The sequence below is a fragment of the Massilia sp. PAMC28688 genome (genome assembly GCF_019443445.1).
Classification (GTDB): domain Bacteria; phylum Pseudomonadota; class Gammaproteobacteria; order Burkholderiales; family Burkholderiaceae_D; genus Telluria_A.
This window is the reverse complement of sequence record NZ_CP080378.1, coordinates 3397556-3418380: the sequence shown is the minus strand read 5'-3', so window position 1 is coordinate 3418380 and position 20825 is coordinate 3397556. Positions and strand designations below refer to the sequence as shown.

Sequence of the window (20825 nt, the reverse complement as noted above, 5' to 3'; positions counted from 1 at the left end):
CGGATCCAGGACCCGCATCGCAGCGTCGCCTTACTTGCCTACGGCCAGATTGGACTGGACATTGACGCTTTGCTGGATCAGGGACGAGAAGCCATTGTTCTGGCTCACGACCATAATGCCGGCGGCCGACTGACCCACGTTGGACATGGTTTGCGACATGTCGAAGGTGCCGGCATCGACCGTGACCGCGCCCCCGTCGCCGGCAGTGCCGCCCATGCCATCGCCACCCATGGCGTCGCCGGCAGTATTGGTGCCGCCGTCGCCGCCGTTGCCGCCGATGTTGCCGCCACCACCACTGCCACCGGCGCCGCCGGCCCCGCCGGTGGCGTCACCGACGGTGGCAGCGCCGCTTTCGGCATTGCCATTGGAGGCATTGCCCCCCGCCGCGCCGCTGCCGGCCGTATTCGAGGCCGAACCGGTCGAGCCGCCCATGCCGCCTGCCGCGCCAGAGGCGCCCGCGCCGCCATTGCTGGTGCCGCCATCGCTGGTGCCGGCCGCGCCGCCCGAGCCTGCGGTCGAGGCGGCGCCGTCGCCGCCCATGCTGGAGGCCGTGCCGCCGGCCCCGCCCGCGCCCGAGGTGCCACTGCCGCTGCCGCCGCCGGCCCCACCGGTGCCGCCGGTGCCGTCGCCGCCGCTGGCCCCGGCGCCGCTGGTGTTGGTGCCGGCGGCCCCGCTGCCGCCCGCGGTGGACGCCGAGGCGCCACTGCCGGCCGCCCCGCTGCTGCCGTCGCCGGCTGCAGCACCGGCGCCGCTGGCACTGCTGGCCATGCCACCGGCGCCGCCGGTGCCGCCATTGCCACCGGCAGCGCCACTGCCGGCGCCCCCGCCCATGGCGTCGCCCGCCGACACGGTATTGCTGCCGCTGCTGCCGGCACCGCCCGTGCTGTTGTGGCCCGCGCCGGCATCGGCATTGCCGCTGGTGCCGGGCGTGCCACCCAAACCGCCGGAGCCGGCCGCGCCGGTGGTGGCGCTGCTGGCTCCGCTGGCGCTGGCGCCGCCGCTGGCGCCGTTATTGCCCGAGGCCGACGAGCCCATGGCCGCGCCGCCGGCGCCGCCACTGCCGCCGGCGCCGCCATCGGCACCGGTGGCAGCCGCCCCGCCCATGGTGGGTCCATTGGCGCCTCCGGCACCGCCGGCGCCGCCCATCGCCGCACCACTGGCACCGCCGGCGCCACCCATGGCCGCACCAGCCACGCCACCGGCGCCGCCGGCTGCCATGCCGGCGCCGCCGGCCCCGCCGCTGCCGCCCGTGGCCGCGCCAGCCGCGCCGCCCGCGCCGCCGGCGCCGGTGGTGTTGGCACCGCTGTCACCGCCGCCAGCGCCCAGTGCCAGCCCGCCCAGGCCGCCGTTGCCACCGGCCGCCGCACCACCGGCGCCACCGGCGCCTGTCATCCCGCCTGCGGCCGAGCCGCTCATGCCGCCGGCGCCGCCACTGCCGCCGGCGCCGCCGGCCGCCCCGGCGCCGCTCATGGCACCGGATGCCAGGCCGCCATCGCCGCCGCTGCCGGCCGCGGCCGAGCCCACCGCGCTGCTGCCGGTGCTGGCAGGCCCGTTCATGGCCGCGCCCCCGGCCGAACCGGCCGAGGCCGAGCCGCCGGTCGCGCTGGCGCCATTGCCGCCGCTGCCGCTGGCCGAGCCGCCGGCGGCGGCTGCCCCCATGCCGCCGTTTCCGGTGCCGCCATTGTTGCTGCCATTGTTGGTGGCCGTGTTGCCAATGCGGTTGATGGTGTTGCCACTGACCGATCCGACCAGGCTGCTCGTTGCCGTGGCCGACGAGGTATTGAAGGAATCGGCCAGGCTGGAGGTGGCGGTGGCGCCATTGTTGGCAGCCGCCGCGCCCATGGCGCTGGCATTGGCATTGCCCGAGCTGTTGTTTTGGCCGGAGTCGTCGCGGGTGCTGTTGTCCTGGCTGGCGCTCGAATTGTCGTTGGCGGCAACGCCGGCAGCGGACTGGTTGCTGTTGGCCGTCAGGGTCTGGGTGTTGTCACCCCTGACATTGCGGACCCGGTTGTCAGGGTCGGCAGCGTAGGCCTGGGCACCGAAAGCCAGGGCAATCGCGGTGGTGATGATGGTACGTTTCATGGAAGTTCCCTCACATTTTTCAGAAGATATTCAAGCGGGTTGGGCCCGCGCTTTTTGTCTAGCGAGAACGTAAGAGCATCAACCATGCCCGCCTGCCCCAAGCGAGCTCAAGTGTTTGAATTGAAAAGAAAAAGCGATGAAGGCAGACTCAGCAAACCAGAGCCAGGTTTTTGCAGCGAAATGCGGTGTAACAGCAGTGAGACAGGCCAGTGAGAATCGCCGTGCGCACGTTGTGACAGCCTTGGAGTGACCCACGGTAGCTGTGACATTCCCATTTTTCCGTCACCCAAGGAGGTGTCACATGGCTGAGACAATTCTCACGGGCTCATTGCAATGCCATGCTTGGCAATCAGGCGGTACAGGGTCATGCGCGAAATGCCCAGTTCGCGCGCGGCCTGCGACACGTTGTAGCGCGCCTGTTCGAGCGTGGCGCAGATGGCCTGGCGCTCGGCGCGCACGCGTGTATCGCCCAGCGCGTCGCCGTTTGGCAGGCGCGGTGGCTTGAATCCCAGGTCTTGCGGCGTGATCAGGCGCCCCTCCGCCAGCACCATGGCACGCCGCACCCGGTTGATCAGTTCGCGCACATTGCCCGGCCAGCCATAATCGGTGATGGCCGCCAGGGCGCTATTGCTGAACCCCTTGAGCAGGGGATTTTTCTCGTGTGCGTAGAGCTCGAAAAAATGCCAGGCCAGGTCGGCCAGGTCGGCCTTGCGCTCGCGCAGCGGCGGCACCTGCAGCGGCAGCACGTGCAGCCGGTAGTACAGGTCTTCGCGAAAGCGCCCGGCCGTCACGGCCGTGTGCAAATCCACATGCGAGGCGGCCACCACGCGGGCATTGACCTTGATGCTGCGCGTGGCGCCAATGCGGTAAATGGTCCCTTCCTGCAAAAAGCGCAGCAGGTTGGCTTGCTGGTCCAGCGGCAGGTCGGCAATTTCATCGAAAAAGATGGTGCCGCCTTCTGCCGATTCGATCAAGCCGGCGCGGGCCTTGGCCGCGCCGGTGAAGGCGCCCTGTTCGTAACCGAACAGTTCGGACTGGATCAGGGCCGGGGGCATGGCCCCGCAATTGAGGGCGACAAAAGGGCCGGCCGCACGTTCGGACATGGCGTGCACGGCGTTGGCCGTCAATTCCTTGCCGCTGCCGCTCTCGCCGCAGATGAGGACCGGCGCCCGGCTCTTGGCAATCTTGGCGATGTGCTTGCGCAGGGTCTGGATGGCCGGACTCTTGCCGGACAGGCAGTTGGCGGGCCCGGCCCGCTCGGCCACGCCACTTTCGCGGCGCGACCGCAGGGCGGTCCAGCCAAGCGCATGGCCCAGCGTGTGGCTCAGGCGCTGGGGATCGGCAGGAAAGGTATGGAAATCGTGAAAGTATTCGGCCACCAGATCGCGGCAGGCTGGCGAGTCGAGCGTGGTGGAGTCGAACAGGCCGATCCACGACATGTCGCGCTGGGCGCCGAGAAAGCCGGCCAGTTCATCGACATCGGGCGGGCCGTCGGCCACCACCAGCCCGATGCGAAAGCCGCGCTCGCGCAAGGCATTGCGGGCCGATGCGACCGAGTGCACATTGACCACGTCCCAGCCAGGCAGCGGCGGGCAGCCGTGCGCGCCTGATGATTTCCCTGAAATGCATAGCAGACGTCTGGCATCCATACGATTCCGATCCATTGATGGGTGAGCCCATGGGGAAATCCCGACACCCGTCAATCATAGCGAAAAAACCATGCTTTGAGCATATTCGCTTACTGCTTTGATAACGTCATTCAAAAAAATGTCGGGAAACTGCCCACTGTGCGCATGGCGCCCAGCCATGTCCCGGGACCGCTCTATTTGCGTGAAAATCCACGCAGGCCGAGCCAGGCTTGCAAGGCGCGCCAGTAGCCCGCCACCATATGGGTGGGTGGCAAACTCCTTGTTGTTTGCCGGTGCGCGATTGAATGAAAGAATGGCCAGTGCCGGGCAGCATCTGGACCGTGATATCGCCGTTAGCGGAAGCGCTGCGTGCAGCGGCGAGCAGCTGCGCGCCGACGGCACATTGTGATCCAGCTCGCCCAGGAACCACAGGACCGGCACCTTGACCCGGGCCAGCGTGGGCGCCGGATCAAAGGCGGCGTTCAATGCATTTCAGAATGGCGGCCGGCCTGGTTGGCACGGACGTTCAGAAGAGGCACTGCGCTGGCGCCGACAGCGGCGGTGATAATCAATGTGATGGCGTGCATGGTTTCCTCGCAAGTGGTGGGCGGCCGGTGCTTAACGGCGGCGCTGCCTGACGATATCGCCACTGTCGACATGGCCGTGTGGCGCCCCGCTCCAGGCTGCTCCCTGCAGCCGCTCGACGCCATGGAATGGGGATGGCAAGCCGTCAGCCTCAAAGCCGGGACCGTTTTTCAGGTCGTAATGCAGGTGAACCAGGAAGGCGTCGCCGGAAAAACCCATCTCGCCAATTTTCTGGCCCGTGCTGACCTGGTCGCCCGGCTTGAGCGTCACGCTGCCGTTTTTCAGGTGGGCCAGCATGCTGATCTCGCCATTGCCATGGTCTATCTCCACGTGGTTGCCCCACATGAGGGAGGGGTCGGCAATGAACTGCTCACGCGTGAAGGGCGGGCGCTTGCCCTTGGCATTGTCGGGCAAATTCGCCACCGCCCGAATGACCTTGCCTGCGGCAGGCGCCAGGACCGGTTTCCCCCACCCGTACCAGTCCTCGTTTTTGCTGCCGTCGTTCTTGTACATGCGGCCCTGGTCGTCCGTGATGACGAAGTCGTAGCTGTAGCGCATGAAATTCGATTGCCACTTGAGCGCCTGGGCCATGGGATCGAGCAGGGGCAGGCGCCGGTGGTGGCCGTAGAAGTCATGGCCATCGTGGACCAGCGCTGGCCCGGCAAGCGGGAGCGACAGTTTGACGCGCGGCGTGTAGGGCTTGGGCGACACCAGGGTGCGTACTTCATATTTGGTGTCGTTGCCCACATCAAATTTGAAGTCGAACCGCAGGCGCGACAGGTCCATTCCAGCAGGAAAGCTATGCAGGGGATTGAAGACCAGTTCGCTTTTGCCGGGCGCGACCAGGCGGTTCGGCACCACCAGCACGCTCTTGCCGTTGGCGCCCACGCGGTACTGCGCGACGAGCTTGTCGGCGCGGCCCAGGACGCTCACTTCGATCTCCGACAGTTCGATCTGGTCCGCGCTGTGGTTGTCGATCCTGAAGTCGATATTGAGCAGCTGCGCGCCCTTGCCCTGCTCGATGAGCGGCTGGGCCGGGTGGACCGACACGGTCACCGGCATCGAGGGCGCAGCCCAGGCACCGGCCATGACGCCCAGCAGGCACAGGGTGCCAAGTGCGGAGTGAAGGTGATTTCTGCCCATGATGTTTTTCCTTGCGGTATAGGTTGTTGTATAAGCCAGGCGCCACTGTAGTAAATACCGTCCCGTTGGATTGCCTGCTTGCGACGAAACGCCAAAAACGGGGCATAGACTGCATGGTGCATGGCTGCGTGACTCACCGTACAGACCGGGGCGGCGCCGTGATTCATGCTGGCATTTTTAACGAGTGGAGGTCGACATGTCCTACGAAGAACGCGACGCCTATGGCATGTATGTGGACAAGAACCACAAGGGCCCGGGCCCTGAACTGATGGGTGCCGATACCCTCATTGGCGACCATGTCCATAATCTGAAGAACGAACACCTGGGCGAAATCAAGGAAATCATGCTCGACATGCGCAGTGGGAAAATTGCGTATGCCGTGATGTCGAGCGGCGGCGTGCTGTCGATGGGCGAAAAGCTGTTTGCCGTGCCATGGGAGGCGCTCAAGCTCGATACCGAGCACAAGCGCTTCACGCTCGATATCGAGAAAGAGCGCATCGACAATGCACCCGGTTTCGATACCGACAACTGGCCGGATATGGCCAATCCGCAGTGGAAGAGCCAGGTGCACAGCTATTACGGCATCAATATCTGACGGTGGGGTTCGCAATGAGGCAGGTGCCACGGCCGCAGCGCCATGGCATCTGCCTCGGTCGCGTGCCGAAGCTTGTTCAGCACCCTGCCGGCGCACGCGACAGGGCACTGCTGCGCCAGGCTGCAAGTTGCCGCATCGGTTTGAACCCGCGCTGCATTCGTGCCACGCTGCCCATGTTGCGTCCCAAGCTGCTGAACATGATTGACTATGCGACCGTCGGCAACGTCGAGGCGCTTAATCGCTTCGCGGCCGTTCATATGCTGCTGCCCGCTTTCTCAACGGCCATGTGCGCCTATAGCCTGTCGCGCAATCCTGGCTTGGCCGTCCCCTTGATTTTTGGGGCGGCGCTGTCCATCCTGGCTGCCGTGGTCTGGATTTGCGCCGGGGCACAGGCTGTCAAGCGTCCATCTCTTTAGCGGGCAAGCGCCCGGGCTTATTGTCACAGCACCGCTGCCGTGTTCACGTCAGCAGAAGTTCCTGCTCGACGTATCGAGCCTGCCCAGCATGGGTGACAAGTCCACCAGCCGCTTGGCCACCAGGTGCCGCACTTCGCCCTGGCGCTGCCACACCCCGTAAATGCCCAGCAGCGTCGCACCCAGCACTTCCTTGCGGTATTGCTCCACCAGGCTTGGCCAGACGATCACGTTGACGTTGCCGGTTTCATCTTCGATAGTCACAAACAGGACGCCCTTGGCGGTACCCGGGCGCTGGCGCACGGTGACAATGCCACAGGCCCGCGCCAGCTGGCCATCCTGGTACTCGCCCAGCGTGGATGCCGGCATGAAACGCTTTTCCAGCAGGCGCGCGCGCAGCAGCGCCAGCGGATGGCGGCCCAGCGTCAATCCCTGCGAACGGTAGTCGCCCACGATATCTTCGCCTTCGCTGGGCGCGGCCAGCACCGGCGCCTCTTCCACCGGCGAGGTAGGCCGCAGCAAGTCCTTGTCGGGCACCGCCCCCACCGCCTGCCACAGGGCTTCACGCCGGTTGCCGGCCAGCGAACGCAGGGCGTTGGCAGCGGCGAGCACCTGCAGGTCGTGGCGGTCGAGCTGGGCGCGCCGCGCCAGGTCCGGCACGCTGTCAAAGGGACGGATGGCCCGCGCGTCTTCGATGCGGGCCGCCACTTCACGCCGCATGCCGCGCTGCAGGGAAAGGCCCAGCCGCACCGCCGCCTGCGGCCGTCCGCTCGGTTCCAGCGTGCAGTCCCAGCCGCTGATGGCAATGTCCACCGGCCGCACTTCAATGCCGTGGCGCTGGCCATCCTGCACCAGTGCCGAGGCACTGTAAAAACCCATGGGCTGGCTGTTGAGCAGCGCGCACAGGAAGGCCGCCGGCTCGTGGCACTTGAGCCAGGAACTGGCATAGGCCAGCAGCGCAAAGCTGGCCGCGTGCGACTCGGGAAAGCCGTATTCGCCAAAACCCTGGATCTGGCTGAAGATGGATTCGGCAAAGGCCAGGTCGTAGCCGCGTTCGAGCATGCCGCTGACAATGCGGTCATAGTATTTCTCCAGGCCGCCCTTGCGCTTCCACGCCGCCATGGCGCGGCGCAGCTGGTCTGCCTCGCCGGACGTAAAGCCGGCCGCTACCATGGCCACCTGCATGACCTGCTCCTGGAAGATGGGCACGCCCAGCGTGCGTTCGAGCGCGACTTTGAGTTCCGGCTTGGGATAGACAGCTTGCTCCAGTCCCTGGCGCCGCCGCAGGTAGGGGTGGACCATGCCGCCCTGGATGGGACCGGGCCGCACCACCGCCACTTCAATGACGAGGTCGTAAAAGGTGCGCGGCAGCATGCGCGGCAGCATGCTCATTTGCGCGCGCGATTCAATCTGGAACACGCCGATGGTGTCGGCCGCGCAAATCATGTCGTAGGTAGCGGGGTCTTCGGCCGGGATGTCCTGCATGGAAAACACGCTGCCGCGCTGCTGGCTGACCAGGTCGAGCGCGCGGCGCAGCGCCGACAGCATGCCCAGCGCCAGCACGTCCACCTTGAGCAGGCCCAGTTCCTCCAGGTCGTCCTTGTCCCACTGGATGACGCTGCGCTCGGCCATGGTGGCGTTTTCAATGGGCACCAGGCGCGACAGCTTGCCGCGCGCAATGACAAAGCCGCCCGGGTGCTGCGAGAGGTGGCGCGGAAAACCCAGCAGGCGCTGGGCCAGCGTGGCCCACTGCTGGGCCAGGGCGGAATCGGGGTCGAGCCCGCATTCGGCCAGGCGGTTGACCAGGTCATCCTTGCTGTCGAACCAGTGGTGGGTCTTGGCCACCTTTTCCACAATGGCCAGGTCAATGCCCAGCGCCTTGCCGCTGTCGCGCAGCGCGCTCTTGGGGCGGTAGCTGATGACCACCGCCGCCAGCGCCGCACGGCTGCGCGTGTACTTGCTGTAGATGTACTGGATGACTTCTTCGCGCCGCTGGTGTTCAAAGTCGACATCGATGTCCGGCGGCTCGTCGCGCTCCTTGGAAATGAAGCGCTCGAACAGCAGGTTGCCGCGCGCCGGATCGACCTCGGTAATGCCCAGGCAGTAGCACACGGCCGAATTGGCCGCCGAGCCGCGCCCCTGGCACAGAATGCCCGCTGAACGCGCAAAGCGCACGATGTCGTACACGGTGAGAAAGTAGGGTTCGTAGCGCAGGTGGGCGATGAGTTCGAGCTCGTGCTCGACCTGGGCCTGCACCCGCGCCGGTATGCCCAGCGGGAAACGGTGATGGGCACCGATATAGGTTTCCTTGCGCAGGTAGCCGGCCGCTGTCTCGCCCGGCGGCACCAGTTCGTCCGGGTACTCGTAGCGCAGCTCGTCCAGCGAAAACGTGCACTGGCTGGCGATGTGCAGCGTTTCGGCCAGCACCTGCGGCGAGTACAGATTGGCCAGGCGCAGGCGCGCGCGCAAATGCTGCTCGGCATTTTGCGACAGGGCATAGCCGCACTCCCCCACCGGCTTGCCGATGCGGATGGCGCACAGCGTATCGTGCAGCGGCTTGCGCGAGCGTACATGCATGCACACATGCCCCAGCGCCGTGATGGGCAGGCCGTGCTGCCAGCCGACTTCTTCCACCGTGGCGCGGTGGGCGTCATCAAAGGCGCGGTGCAGCAGGTTAAGGCCCAGCCAGCAGCGGCCGGGGAAGGTGGCCGCCATCCAGGCGGCCTGGGTATGCAGGCGGTCGACATCGGCCGTGTCATAGCCCGGATAGGCCGGCAGCAATATGGCCAGGCAGTCCGGCAAGCCCTTCAGATGGTCATAGGCCGGCGCAGGCGAGGCAAAGTCGCCCGGCGTGAGCAGATAGTTCCCCTTCTCGCTGCGGGTGCGCCCCAGCGTGATGAGTTCCGAGAGGTTGCCGTAGCCATTGCGGTTTTGCGCCAGCACCAGCAGCGACAGGGCCGGCGTGCCGTCGGCATTGACCAGATGAAAATGCGCGCCTATGAGCAGCGGCAAGCCCGCCTTTTTGGCTTGCGCATGGGCCCGTACCACCCCGGCCAGCGAACATTCGTCCGTGATGGCCAAAGCGGCATAGCCCAGCTGCACGGCACGCGCGACCAGCTCCTCGGCATGGGAGGCGCCATGCAGAAAGGAAAAATTGGTCAGGCAGAACAGCTGGGCATAATCCGGCAAGCTCTGGGCCACGGTAGCGGAAGGCATGGGAAGCGTACAATGTAAGTTGCATAAAAGACTACTGTATGGGTGTACAGTATAACCTATCGCGGCGTGTCCGCAAATTGTGAGGAACGGGCAATGAAGGTTCACCGCGTACGCTGTTTCGGGGCCACGCCGGATGCCGGCAACGTGGCCGATGTGATTGAGGACGGGCCGGCCTCAGTGGCCGATCGGCTCGCCTTTGCCGACGCCAGCGGCGCCCCGGCCTGCGTGTTCATTGACGGCGCCGGGCCGTGGGAAGCCGACTTTTACTATCCCCATGCCAGAAGTCCCCTGTGCCTGCACGCCACCCTGGCGGCCGCCCACGTGCTGTGCCAGCGCCACGGCGGCCCGGTCACGCTCAAGAGCGCCATGCGCGGCCAGATGATGGAGCTGACCCAGGAGGTGGCGGGCACCTTTGCACGCGTCAGAAAGCAGGCGGTGGCGCCGATCGGCATTGAACCGGGCCTGCCGGCTTTCCTGCTGGGCGAACCGGGCCTGCGGCTTGCCTCCCCGCCCCTGCTCTCATCGGTCGGCAGCACCAAGCTGCTGATCGAAGTGCCCGACCGCGCTTCTCTGCACGCGCTGACGCCGCCGCTCGGGCGCATCGTCGACTGGGGCAAGGAACAGGGCGTGGGCGGCTGCTATGTGTACTGCCGCGTGGGCGACAGTGAATTTGAGGGCCGCAACTTCAACCACCTCGATCCGGCGCGCGAAGATGCGGCCACCGGCGTTGCCGCCGGTGCCCTGTGCGCCTGGCTCGAACGCGACATCGTGGTGCACCAGGGAGCCCATCTCGGCAACCCGTGTACACTCCTGGCCCGCATCGATGGCCAGGCTGTGCTGGTGGGAGGCGCCACCGTGGCGCAGGACGGGCAGCGCCCTGGTGCCGCAGATGCGCCGCCGCATGCACCGGCGGGGCCACGATGAGCAACATGGACGTCATCGCCATGCTCTTCTCCATCTTTGGTCCCATCATCGGCCTGTTGCTGCTGCCACCGCCGGTGTTCATCGCCCTGCGCGGCCGGATTGCCAAAACCAGATGGTTTGTCACCCTGCTGTGCACGTATGCGGCCGCAACCCTGGCGGCATGGCTCGCCAGCCGGGCCATCCTTGCCGCTTTCAATAGCATCTGGCTGCTGCTGCCCTGGTTTCTGATTCCGGTGGCAGGCGGCGTGGTCGCCATCATGTATGAGCGCGCTGTGCGCCGCTCGCACGCCACACATTGAGGTGCACGCGGCCGGATGTGCGGGGCAGAATGTGCCGCCTTACTGCACGCTGAGTACGACCTTGACGCTGTCGTCCACCGCCGACTTGTCGATGTAGCCAATGGCTTTCGGATCGGCCGCCACCGCCTTCTTTACTTCTGCCACCGACGCGAATTCGCGCGGCGCCACGCCTTTTCCAGTAAAGACAAGCTTTGACCAGATTGCCTTGATCTGTGCCGAATCCTTCTGCAAGACCTTGCTGTGAAACTCGGCGCGCAGCGCATTGCCTTCGCTGAGTTCGACCGGCGTGAAGACCGACGATTTGCCGATGAAAAATTGCGCAGCCTGGTCGTTGAGCATGCGCGTTGCGGGATTCTTCGGATTGACGATGACGACGATCTCCGCCAGCGCCGGCAGGGTAGACACGCACAGGCCCGTCGCCAGCAATAATTTGAACATGTTCTTGCTCATCCTAATTCCTTAAAATACAAAGTCGATGCCGACGGCGGCAACGTGCACGGGCGTGTTGTGGAAGTCAGGCTTAATCGGTGTCAAGAGGCCAGCGCCGTCGCGCGGCGTGATCCGGTCGATCTGCACCTTCAGGGCCGCCGACTTGTGGAAGTCCCAGCGCAGGCCCACGGCATGCGACGATTGCTGCGGCGCCTTGACCAGCGACTGCACGGCAAAGCCGAGCCCGGCCAGCGGCCCGTCGGTGGGCACACCCGCGTAATCGCGCCCGCCATTCTGGCGCGTGTCGCCGTAGTAGTAATACGGCGTGAACTTGCCCATGCGGTAGCCGAGCATGGTGTACCACGACGTCGTCGATTCAATCAGCAGTCGCGACTTGGCCTCACGCTTTGCCAATTCTGCCTGGATCAGCACGTTGTTGTGATCCATGGTAAAGCCGAGCGAACTGAACTTGCCGGGCACATGGGTGAAATCAAGGTCGTCTGCCACCTGCGCCATGCCCACCTCACGCAGCGTCGCGACCAGGCCGTCAAGCGGGGTGATGCCGCGTAGCGTCACGTCGGTCTGACTGTAAGCGGCGCGCACGGTAAAGGGGCCGCGCTCGGCAAGGACATTGAACACCAGCGATTTGCGCAGGATGAACTCGGCGCCATCGCGCAGGTCGGCATTGCTGTGGCCAAAGCCCAGCTGCGCGGTAATCGCGGTGTCACCGAAGGCGTGCTGATACAGCACGTCGACGCCATCGACGGTATCGTTGACCACCTGGCCATACACTTCGCCGGAAGGGCGCAGCATGGTGTTGGCGTAGCCTACGCTGCGAAAGTCCGACACCATATAGACTGGCAAGCCGAGGCGGCCCACGCGGACGGCGAAGTCGTCGCTGACCTTCAGCTTGGCAAACGCCAGCGTGAGGTCGGCGCCAAAGCCTGGCTCACCGTACTGGCGGGCCATGCCCTGGGCCGTCAATGAGAGGCGCTCGTTGATGGTGGCCGTCGCCTGCAGGCCAAGGTTGGAATCGATATAGCTGCGCGGCTGGTCGGAAGCGCCGCGAACCTGGTTGGCACGGGCAAATTCCACGTCCGCATTATCGGTCATGGTTGCCGCTGCAGTGCCGAAGCCGCTGATGGTGATGCTGGGGCCCTGTTCCGCTTGGGCCGACGCTGCGCAGGTGAGCAGGGCTGCCACAATTGTACGCAAAAGAAAGGGATGGCCTTGAGATGGCATGAAAGCTCCTTTGGTTGATCTCGTGGAGCAAGTATGTAGCCATGGGGCAATATTTGTGAATGGATTTTGCGTCCGATGAAGCTATCTGATGCGGCCCTGAAACGGAATAAAAACTTGTTCTCGACTGTTTCGAGTGACTTATTGTTTGGAGTAAGTGGCAGGCGGCACCATGCCGCTGCCCAACTGAACGGCATGACCGTGTGGTCATCGGAGCAATCCAGGCAGCTTTACCAACCGGCATCACTGTCAACCGGACAGTACCGTCAGGCGCTAACACGAGGTGGCACACTCGCCGCCCGCGCGGCCACCGGCTTGATGGTTTTGCTATCATGCGCTCTTCGCGCCACCGCATACTTGAAGGAACACGATGAAATTGATGACAACGCTGGGCCTGGCCACGCTGCTGGCCGCTTCTTCCCCCTCATACGCCCAGGCGCCGGCCCCTGCCGCCAAGCCGGGTACAGTGGTCGTGACCAACGGCATGGTCAAGGCACTCAAGGACATGCTGGCCGCCATGCAGGCCGAAAAAATGATGCGCACCGTGGCCGGCACCAGCCGCTACGCCAGTGCGGAACAGCAAAACGCCGTGTTCGCCAAGCTGGACAAGGTCCCTGCGGCCGAGATCCACGCGCGCCTGGCCTATCCTTTAGCCAAGGTCATCAGCGTGGAAACGGCCAATGAAATGGCACGCTTCTTCAACAGCAGCTACGGCAAGAAGGTGGTGTACGCCATGTACAACAGCAGCGGCGGCTACGGCGAACCGAGCGGCCCGGTGCCGACGCCGGCCGAACGCAAGGAATTGAAAAACCCGGCCTACCTGAAGGCAAAAAAGGAATTCGACGCTGCCGAGCCGGCCATCCAGGCTGAAGCCTTCAAGCTGCTGCAGACGATTTCAAAGAAGTAATCTTGTCATCGGCTGGAAAGCGGATCTGCACCAGCAGCCCGCCCAGCCGTGCCGATTGTCCCAGCGTCAGGGTGGCCCCGTGGCGCTCGGCAATAGCCTTGATGATGGCCAGGCCCAGCCCGCTGCCATTGGCTTCGCTGCCGGCCACCCGGTAAAAGCGGTCGAACACGCGTTCGCGCTCCTCGGCGGGAATGCCGGGCCCACTGTCTTCCACCGACAGGACCGGCCCCAGCGTCCCTTGCTCGATTTCCACGTCCACCGTGCCGCCCGGCGGCGTGTACTTGACCGCGTTGTCGACCAGGTTGCGCATGAGAATCATGAGCGCATCGGCCTGCCCCGTGACGATGGTGTCATCGGCCCGCTTGAGGCCCAGATCAATGCCGCGCGACTGCGCCGCCGCGGCCATGTCGGCCACCGCGCGCCGCGCCAGGTCGGCCAGCGCCACCGGCGCCGCCTTGGCCCCGCTCACATCGCTCGCCTCCTGGCGCGCCAGGATCAGGAGCTGCTCCACCAGCCGGGTAGCGCGTTCGATACCAGCGGTCAGGCGAGCGATGGCCACACTGCGCGCGTCCGCGCTCTCGGCCCGTTCCAGCGACAGCGCCTGCAGCTTGAGTGCAGCCAGCGGCGTGCGCAGTTCGTGCGCGGCGTCCGCCACAAAATGCTGCTGGGCGTCGAACGCGGTCTTGACGCGCCCGAACAGCAGGTTCAGTTCCTGCACCAGCGGCAAGACCTCATCCGGCAGCCCGGCATCGGACACGGGCGAGAGATCGTCAGCCTGGCGCGCCGCCACCTGCGAGCGCACCCGCGCCACCGGTTCCAGCGAGCCGCTCACCACCCACCACACCACCAGCATCAGCACCGGCATCATGATGGCAATCGGCCCCACCGTGCGCAGCGCCATGTTGCCCGCCATATTGCGGCGCACCGCCATGTCCTGGGCCACCTGCAGGGTCTGGGTGGGCGTCTGGATCGAGAACACGCGGTAGGTGGTCTTGTTCTGGTGAACGTTGGAAAAGCCAAGCACCGCGTGCTGGGGCAGGCGCGTGCGTGAATCGGTGCGAAACACCTGCACCCCGTCCGGTGTCCACACCTGCACCATCAGCTCGTTGTTCTCGGCCTCGGCCTCCAGCCCGGCCTGCACTTCACTGTTAGACAGCGGCACCGAGGAGCGCAGCGCCAGCGCCATCTGCTGCATGTGATAGTCGAAGATCTGGTCGGCATTGTCGAGCGCGGTGCGGTACGCCACCGAGGCCTGGACCACGGCGGCAATGCTGATGGCTGCCAGCAGGAACCACAGCAGCCGTCCGCGCAGCGAATGCGACACCATCATGGCCGCGGCACCATGTAGCCGACCCCGCGCACGTTCTGGATCAGTTCACTGCCCAGCTTTTTGCGCAGGCCATGGATATACACTTCCACCGCGTTGCTGCTCACTTCATCGCGCCAGCTGTACAGCTTTTCTTCGAGCTGGGCGCGCGAGAGCACGGCGCCGGGCCGGGCAATGAGCGCTTCGAGCACGGCCCATTCGCGCGCCGACAGCGTCACGGCGGCGCCATCGACCAGCACTTCGCGCGTGGCGGGATTGATGGAAATATTATTGTGCTCGAACACGGGCTCGGCGCGGCCGGCAGCACGCCGCAACAGCGCGCGCAGGCGGGCCAGCAGTTCATCGAGGTCGTAGGGTTTGAGCACGTAATCGTCGGCGCCGGCGTCGAGCCCGGCAATACGCTGCTCGATGGCATCGCGCGCGGTGGCAATCAGGACCGGGGTGCGGTCCTTGCGCGAACGCATGGCCCGCAGCACGTCAAGGCCATCTTTCCTGGGCAAGCCCAGGTCGAGCACCACCAGGTCATAGCTTTGCGACTGGCGCAAGGCGGTGTCGGCCATTTCGCCATCCTTGACCCAGTCGACTGCGTAGTGCTCGGCCCGCAACAGGTCGAGCACTACTTCGCCAATCATCGTATCGTCTTCCACCAGCAATAACCGCATCGCTATCCCGTTTGTTGATCACTGCGGGTGGAAACGACCTTAGCCGATCCGCACCGGAATGAAGATTCTGTCACCACCGCGCTGGATCAGCAAGGCCACCGACTTGCTGGACTTGCTCACCACATCGCGCACGTCGCCCACCGAATTGACCGGCCGGCCATTTACCGACAATAGTACGTCACCTGGCTGCACCCCGGCGTTCGCTGCCGCACCACCGGCATCTTCGATCACCAGGCCGCCGCTGATGCCGCTCTGGCGCCGCTCCATCGGTTCGAGCGGACGCAGGGCCAGGCCCAGGCGCGAGCTGCTGTCGGGCGACAGCGCGTCCGGCACATCGGCCGCGGCCACCTTGTCGTCGGCATTGGCCAGGCGTGCATCGAGACGCACGATGCGGCCATCGCGCCACACATCGAGCGTGACCTTGTCGCCCGGCTTGGATGTGCTCAGCATGGCCGGCAGGTCGCCCGAAGCAATGATCGGCTGGCCATTGAGCTTGCGGATCACGTCGCCGGACTTGATCCCTGCCTTGTCGGCAGCGCCACCCTTTTCCACGTTCGACACCAGTGCGCCTTCGGGCGAATCGAGCTTGAACGAGTCGGCAAAGGCCTGGTTCACTTCCTGGATCACGACACCGAGCTTGGCATGCTGCGCCTTGCCGGTGGCAACAATCTGGTCCTTGATGCGGAACGCGAGGTCAATGGGAATCGCAAACGACAGGCCCATGTAGCCGCCGGTCTGGCTGTAAATCTGCGAGTTGATGCCGATCACTTCACCCTTGGTATTGAACAGGGGACCGCCGGAATTGCCGGGGTTGACAGCCACGTCGGTCTGGATGAAAGGCACCTTGCTGTCGTCAGGCAGCGAGCGCCCCTTGGCACTGACCACCCCGGCCGTGACCGAGCTCTCCAGGCCAAACGGCGAGCCGATGGCCAGTACCCATTCACCCACCTTGAGGTCGCTCGAGCGGCCCACCGGCACTACCGGCAGGTTGCGGGCGTCGATCTTGAGCACGGCCACGTCGGTCCTGGGGTCCGAACCGAGGACCTTGGCGCGGTACTCGCGGCGGTCCTGCAGCTTGACGGTCACTTCGGTGGCATCGCGCACCACGTGCGCATTGGTCAGGATGACACCGTCCGGGCTGATTATGAACCCGGAACCGGCGCCAAAAACGGGCCTGTCGCGCTGGGCACGCGGATTTTGCGGGCCCTGGAAGCGCTGGAAGAATTCGTAGAATGGATCGCTTTCATCCAGTTGCGGCATGCCCTGGCGGCCCATGGCCGTCTTGGTGCTGCCCATCACGCGGATGTTGACCACTGCCGGACCATTGCGCGCAACGATGGCGGTAAAGTCAGGCAGGACCACGCCGGCTGCCAGCGGAGCAGGTGCACCGGGCACCGGTGCCGAAGCTGCGGCGGCAGGGGCCGCGGCCAACACGGCCGGTGCCGCCTGGGCCACAGCGCTGTTGTGATTAACCGTGATTGCGCCAACCGCCCCGCCTACGACGCCGGCGGCGCACAGTGCGAGTACGAGTCGCTTGGCGGTGATGACAGTGGTAGCACCTTCGTTACGCATGACTTGCTCCTGGAGTGAAAAGGGTTTGCTGATGGGTTCTATGATGCAAGACCAGTCTTAGAGTTTGCTTAAGTTGTATGCCAGCCGATGCCGCATGGGACGCGACGCAACAGCCGACGCGGGACGGGGCGCCCCATGCTGCGAGCGCCCCGTCATTGCTGCTGTAGTCATTCCTGCTGATCGCGCAGCCCTTGCGGGCCTGCGTGCGCCTCAGGCGCCGTATGCAGCCTTACGCTACCTTATGCAGCCTGGCGTTCTTCCAGCTTCTGCACATTGCTGTTGCTGCTGTCCACGCCGTCGATATTGATCTTGCGCGGCTTGAGTGCCTCGGGCACTTCGCGCACCAGTTCAATGGTCAGCATGCCGTTGTCAAACGAGGCCGTGGTGACCTTGACGTGGTTGGCCAGCTGGAAGCGCTGCTCGAAGTCACGCGCCGCGATGCCGCGGTGCAGATAGGTGCGCTGCGTGTCATCCTTCTGCTTGCGGCCCGTGACGTGCAGCGTGTCACGCTCGGCCACGATCTCGACTTCCGAACGGTCAAAGCCGGCAAGCGCCATGACGATACGGTACTTGTCTTCGCTGACCAGTTCGATGTTGTAGGGTGGATAGCTGGGCTGGGCGTCGGCGCGCTGGGATTCCAGCATGTTGGCCAGACGGTCAAAGCCGATAGCGGAACGATAGAGAGGAGTAAGGTCAAAAGTACGCATGATAAATATCCTTGTAAAAGTTAAGCGATAAGTTGACGGACCTCCGTGGAGCATCCGTTGAGTCCAATCTATTGGCAGCACAAGGGCTTTTCAAGACCTTGAAAAATACGATTTTTTGCCCCATGGACCGAAAAATATTTTGTGCGGCCTTCTTTGGGGCTATGCTTGCACCATTATGTTTTTGCTCACGCCGCCATGACCGCCACTGTCCCGCCTGCCACCCTGGCTGCAGCACTCGATGAAATCACCCGTCTCGAAGGCGAGCTGGCAGCGCTGCGCGCGACTGCCGGCCTGCACGCGGCCATCCTCGACCACGCGCCCCTGCTCATTTCCACCAAGGACCTGGAAGGCAATGTGTTGATGGCCAACCGCTATTTCAACAAGCTCGAAGGCTACGAGCCGGGCAAGTTTGTGGGCAATAATGTGTTCGATCTGTTCCCGCCTGACATTGCGGCCCAGCTGTGGCGCAATGACCAGCGCGCTGCCCGGGAGCGGCGCGTCGTCACGGAAGAAGAAACCGTGTACCACCGCGACCACAGCGCGCACACCTATGCCACCGTCAAGTTCCCCCTGTTCGATGACAGCGGCGAGGTGTACGCCACCTGCGCCGTCTCGACCGACATCACCGACACCCGCCTGGCACAGATTGACAGCATCACGGACGCGCTGACCGGCCTGAAGAACCGGCGCTACTTCAACATGCTGTTCATGGAAGAGCAGCGCCGCGCCCACCGCGAAGGACGCACCCTGACACTGCTGGTGGCCGATATCGACTGCTTCAAGGGCTATAACGACCACTATGGCCACCCGCAGGGCGATGTGGTGCTGCGCCAGGTGGGCGCGACCCTGAGCGGGGCACTGAACCGGCCGGGCGACCTGTGTTTCCGCATCGGCGGCGACGAATTCGCCTGCCTGTTCGTCACCAGCGTGGAGCGCGAAAGCATGGAGCTGGCCGAACGCATCCGCGAGCTGCTGGTGCAGCAGGCCATTGCGCACGAGCATAATCCCGGGCACGGGGTGGTGACCATGTCGCTCGGACTGGCGTTCCTGCGGCCCGACAAGGAAGAAGCGCTGGAGCACGCCTACGAGCGCGCCGACCAGGCCCTGTACCGCGCCAAGCATGGCGGGCGCAACCGCGTGGAGCGCTGACGCACGCGCCGGGTTGATGCTATGCTTCTTCCATGACTACCGATACCGACATTACGCTCTCCGGCCCGTTCAAGGCCAGCGACAGCAGCGGCCGTTCCCACGAGATCAAGGCCATCCGCATTTTTGACGAGGGCTACGGCATCATTGATGTATACGTGGACTTTGCCGCCAACATCGAGCCCGGCCTGTACAAGGACCGCACGCTGGTCAAGGCAGTGATCGACCGCCTGCGCGCGCTCGGCTATGCCGGTCCTGACTTCTCGCACAGCGATCCCGGCCTGCAGGACCGCAAGCTGATCGTGCTGGAAGCGCCGGAGGAATTTGCGGCTTTTGCCAAAAAGAAAGGCTGGAAAAACCTGGCCGAAGAATTTGACGAGGATTGAGCCGAAAACGGCGAGAAAATCTCCCAGGCGCGGGCTTATGTGACATGCCGCACAGATGCATATTGTCGAGTTCGGCAATATATGTTCCATGAGCCAATTAATCCACTCCCTCAGCAGCGCTCTCGCGCGTGCTGACCAAGGCGCCAGCTCCGGCTCGGCGGCTTCTCCGTCGGCCTGCCCTGTCGGGCGCCCGGACAGCGCTACTGCCCAGCGCGTCCAGGTCGGGCTGGTTCTCAACGCCATGCTGGGCCAGTCGGCCGCCTCCGCCTATCTGGCGCGCCAGGCCGTGGATGCCCGCATTGCCCAGCGCGTGCTGAGCGAAGGCGGCCGCCATCGCAGCGATGATGACGCCGCCGTGCTGAGCTAGGAAGCGTCTCGCCCCGCCCATGAAGCATTCGATTCTGACCAAGGATGATCGCCAGGCGCTGGCCCAGGTGGCGCGCCCCCTGCGCTCGGTCGGCCGCCCCGATACGCTCACCGCCCAGCGCGTGGAAGTGGCCATCGTGCTGCATGCCATGCTCGGCGACAGTGCCGCCAGCGAATACTTGCACAAGCACCGGGTGGCCCAGCACGTCACGGCGCGCATCCTGCACCCCAACGGCCGGCGCCGGGGCAGCCACAATGAACAGGGTGTGCGGGTCGAAGCCGGCTGCTAGTTGCGCCCCCGCCCCACCCTGCACTGCCGCAGGGCGCATTGCCTTACCCAGATTGCCTCACACCACATAGCCTCACGCCACATAGCCTCATGCCACATAGCGGCTGCACCAGGCGGCAATGATGGCCGCTGCCCATTGGGCGTCTTCGCGCCCCGTCAGCATGTGGTCGGCGTCATCGAGCGACACAAACGATTTGGGATGCATGGCCGCCTTGAAGATGTGCAGGGCGTTGTCGATGCCGACCGTGCTGTCCTGGGGCGAATGCATGACAAGGAGGGCACGTTTGAGGTGGGCGATTTTCTCGTCCAGCCTGTGCTCGGAAGCGTCCAACAGGAACTGGCGCTTGATCGTGAAGGCGCGGCCTGCCAGCTGGACCTGGGCCTGCCCGCTCGCTTCAATCGTATCGAGGTGCTCGTCAAACAGGCGCGTTACATGGGAGGGATCGCTGGGTGCGCACAGCGTCACCACGGCCTTGACTTCCGGTATGGCGCCGGCTGCCGACAGCACTGCCGCCCCGCCCAGGCTGTGGCCAATGAGCAGGCGCGGCGCGGTCAGTTCGGCACGCATGAAGTTAGCCGCCGCCACCAGGTCTTGCACATTCGAGGAGAAATTGGTGTTGGCGAATTCGCCCTCGCTGCTGCCCAGGCCGGTGAAATCGAAGCGCAGCACGGCAATGCCGCGCGCCGCCAGACCATGGGCAATGCGGGCCGCTGCAAACACATCCTTGGTGCAGGTGAAGCAATGCGCAAACAGGGCGTAGGCCTTCACCTCGCCTTCAGGCAAGTCCAGGCTGGCGGCAAGCAGTTGGCCGTCGGCGGCGGGAAAGTCGTGGCGCTGGCTGGGCATGGGCGGCGTTGGTGGGCAAAACGCCATCATGCCACGTTGGCGCCCTGCGTGCCCGCGCGTTAC

Annotated in this window: 21 protein-coding genes; 9 read left to right on the top strand and 12 right to left on the bottom strand. The window is 64.8% G+C overall.

Translation table 11 applies throughout. The features are described 5' to 3' along the window. Window positions 1-30: 30 nt before the first annotated feature. The 4 genes from KY495_RS15295 to KY495_RS15280 all read right to left on the bottom strand — a co-directional run bounded on the left by KY495_RS15295 (window position 31) and on the right by KY495_RS15280 (window position 5438). A complete protein-coding gene (locus KY495_RS15295) occupies window positions 31-2082 on the bottom strand; it encodes a hypothetical protein (RefSeq protein ID WP_219880252.1) in 2052 nt (683 codons plus the stop codon). 317 nt (window positions 2083-2399) lie between these two features. Next, the gene (locus tag KY495_RS15290; protein ID WP_219880251.1) at window positions 2400-3731 is read right to left on the bottom strand and encodes a sigma-54 dependent transcriptional regulator; all 1332 of its coding nucleotides are present in this window, start codon (window positions 3729-3731) and stop codon (window positions 2400-2402) included. A gap of 54 nt (window positions 3732-3785) precedes the next feature. Then, window positions 3786-4196, bottom strand: coding sequence for a hypothetical protein (locus tag KY495_RS15285; protein ID WP_219880250.1), 411 nt, complete (start codon window positions 4194-4196; stop codon window positions 3786-3788). Window positions 4197-4328: 132 nt separating this feature from the next. Further along, the gene (locus tag KY495_RS15280) at window positions 4329-5438 is read right to left on the bottom strand and encodes a M23 family metallopeptidase (protein ID WP_219880249.1); all 1110 of its coding nucleotides are present in this window, start codon (window positions 5436-5438) and stop codon (window positions 4329-4331) included. 196 nt (window positions 5439-5634) lie between these two features. Between KY495_RS15280 and KY495_RS15275 the strand changes: the two genes are divergently transcribed. Together KY495_RS15275 and KY495_RS15270 are read left to right on the top strand one after the other, a co-directional pair. After that, on the top strand, window positions 5635-6033 hold the full coding sequence (locus KY495_RS15275) for a PRC-barrel domain-containing protein (protein WP_219880248.1): 399 nt from the start codon (window positions 5635-5637) through the stop codon (window positions 6031-6033). Next, on the top strand, window positions 5991-6449 hold the full coding sequence (locus KY495_RS15270; RefSeq protein ID WP_219880247.1) for a hypothetical protein: 459 nt from the start codon (window positions 5991-5993) through the stop codon (window positions 6447-6449). The genes KY495_RS15275 and KY495_RS15270 overlap by 43 nt, the downstream gene beginning before the upstream one ends. 48 nt (window positions 6450-6497) lie before the next feature. Here KY495_RS15270 and KY495_RS15265 read toward each other — a convergent pair whose 3' ends face one another. Further along, window positions 6498-9662 (bottom strand): error-prone DNA polymerase, encoded by a 3165-nt coding sequence (locus KY495_RS15265; RefSeq protein WP_219880246.1) that lies wholly within the window; start codon window positions 9660-9662, stop codon window positions 6498-6500. Window positions 9663-9755: 93 nt separating this feature from the next. Here KY495_RS15265 and KY495_RS15260 point away from each other — a divergent pair, with 93 nt between their 5' ends. After that, window positions 9756-10586 carry a PhzF family phenazine biosynthesis protein gene (locus KY495_RS15260; RefSeq protein ID WP_219880245.1) on the top strand — a complete coding sequence of 277 codons (831 nt, stop codon included), beginning with the start codon at window positions 9756-9758 and terminating at the stop codon, window positions 10584-10586. Window positions 10587-10591: 5 nt separating this feature from the next. Next, window positions 10592-10885, top strand: a complete 294-nt coding sequence (locus KY495_RS15255) for a hypothetical protein (protein ID WP_219880244.1) — start codon at window positions 10592-10594, stop codon at window positions 10883-10885. A 39-nt stretch (window positions 10886-10924) separates the two neighbouring features. On the opposite strand, the gene KY495_RS15250 is transcribed toward KY495_RS15255, so the two are convergent. Both KY495_RS15250 and KY495_RS15245 read right to left on the bottom strand, forming a co-directional pair. Continuing rightward, window positions 10925-11323 (bottom strand): hypothetical protein, encoded by a 399-nt coding sequence (locus tag KY495_RS15250; protein ID WP_219880243.1) that lies wholly within the window; start codon window positions 11321-11323, stop codon window positions 10925-10927. A gap of 21 nt (window positions 11324-11344) precedes the next feature. Continuing rightward, a complete protein-coding gene (locus tag KY495_RS15245) occupies window positions 11345-12556 on the bottom strand; it encodes a porin (RefSeq protein ID WP_219880242.1) in 1212 nt (403 codons plus the stop codon). 367 nt (window positions 12557-12923) lie between these two features. Between KY495_RS15245 and KY495_RS15240 the strand changes: the two genes are divergently transcribed. Next, a complete protein-coding gene (locus KY495_RS15240; protein ID WP_219880241.1) occupies window positions 12924-13460 on the top strand; it encodes a hypothetical protein in 537 nt (178 codons plus the stop codon). On the opposite strand, the gene KY495_RS15235 is transcribed toward KY495_RS15240, so the two are convergent. From KY495_RS15235 to KY495_RS15220, 4 genes are all read right to left on the bottom strand, one after another. Then, window positions 13429-14790: an ATP-binding protein gene (locus KY495_RS15235; protein ID WP_219880240.1), complete on the bottom strand. Its 1362-nt coding sequence runs from the start codon at window positions 14788-14790 to the stop codon at window positions 13429-13431. The two genes, KY495_RS15240 and KY495_RS15235, sit on opposite strands and share 32 nt — an antisense overlap. Further along, a complete protein-coding gene (locus tag KY495_RS15230) occupies window positions 14787-15449 on the bottom strand; it encodes a response regulator transcription factor (protein WP_219880239.1) in 663 nt (220 codons plus the stop codon). The genes KY495_RS15235 and KY495_RS15230 overlap by 4 nt, the downstream gene beginning before the upstream one ends. A 39-nt stretch (window positions 15450-15488) precedes the next feature. Further along, complete coding sequence (locus tag KY495_RS15225) at window positions 15489-17021, bottom strand: DegQ family serine endoprotease (RefSeq protein WP_219880238.1); 1533 nt, start codon at window positions 17019-17021, stop codon at window positions 15489-15491. 239 nt (window positions 17022-17260) lie between these two features. After that, window positions 17261-17728, bottom strand: coding sequence for an Hsp20 family protein (locus KY495_RS15220; protein WP_219880237.1), 468 nt, complete (start codon window positions 17726-17728; stop codon window positions 17261-17263). 195 nt (window positions 17729-17923) lie between these two features. On the opposite strand from KY495_RS15220, the gene KY495_RS15215 reads away from it, so the two are divergent. The 4 genes from KY495_RS15215 to KY495_RS15200 all read left to right on the top strand — a co-directional run bounded on the left by KY495_RS15215 (window position 17924) and on the right by KY495_RS15200 (window position 19916). Then, window positions 17924-18877 carry a sensor domain-containing diguanylate cyclase gene (locus KY495_RS15215; protein ID WP_219880236.1) on the top strand — a complete coding sequence of 318 codons (954 nt, stop codon included), beginning with the start codon at window positions 17924-17926 and terminating at the stop codon, window positions 18875-18877. A gap of 32 nt (window positions 18878-18909) precedes the next feature. After that, entirely contained in the window at window positions 18910-19260 is a 351-nt protein-coding gene (locus tag KY495_RS15210; RefSeq protein ID WP_219880235.1) for a hypothetical protein, read from the top strand. Between the two features lie 88 nt (window positions 19261-19348). Then, window positions 19349-19627, top strand: coding sequence for a hypothetical protein (locus KY495_RS15205; protein WP_219880234.1), 279 nt, complete (start codon window positions 19349-19351; stop codon window positions 19625-19627). A gap of 19 nt (window positions 19628-19646) precedes the next feature. Beyond that, the gene (locus KY495_RS15200) at window positions 19647-19916 is read left to right on the top strand and encodes a hypothetical protein (protein WP_219880233.1); all 270 of its coding nucleotides are present in this window, start codon (window positions 19647-19649) and stop codon (window positions 19914-19916) included. A gap of 87 nt (window positions 19917-20003) precedes the next feature. On the opposite strand, the gene KY495_RS15195 is transcribed toward KY495_RS15200, so the two are convergent. Beyond that, window positions 20004-20762: a S9 family peptidase gene (locus KY495_RS15195; protein WP_219880232.1), complete on the bottom strand. Its 759-nt coding sequence runs from the start codon at window positions 20760-20762 to the stop codon at window positions 20004-20006. Window positions 20763-20825 lie beyond the last annotated feature (63 nt).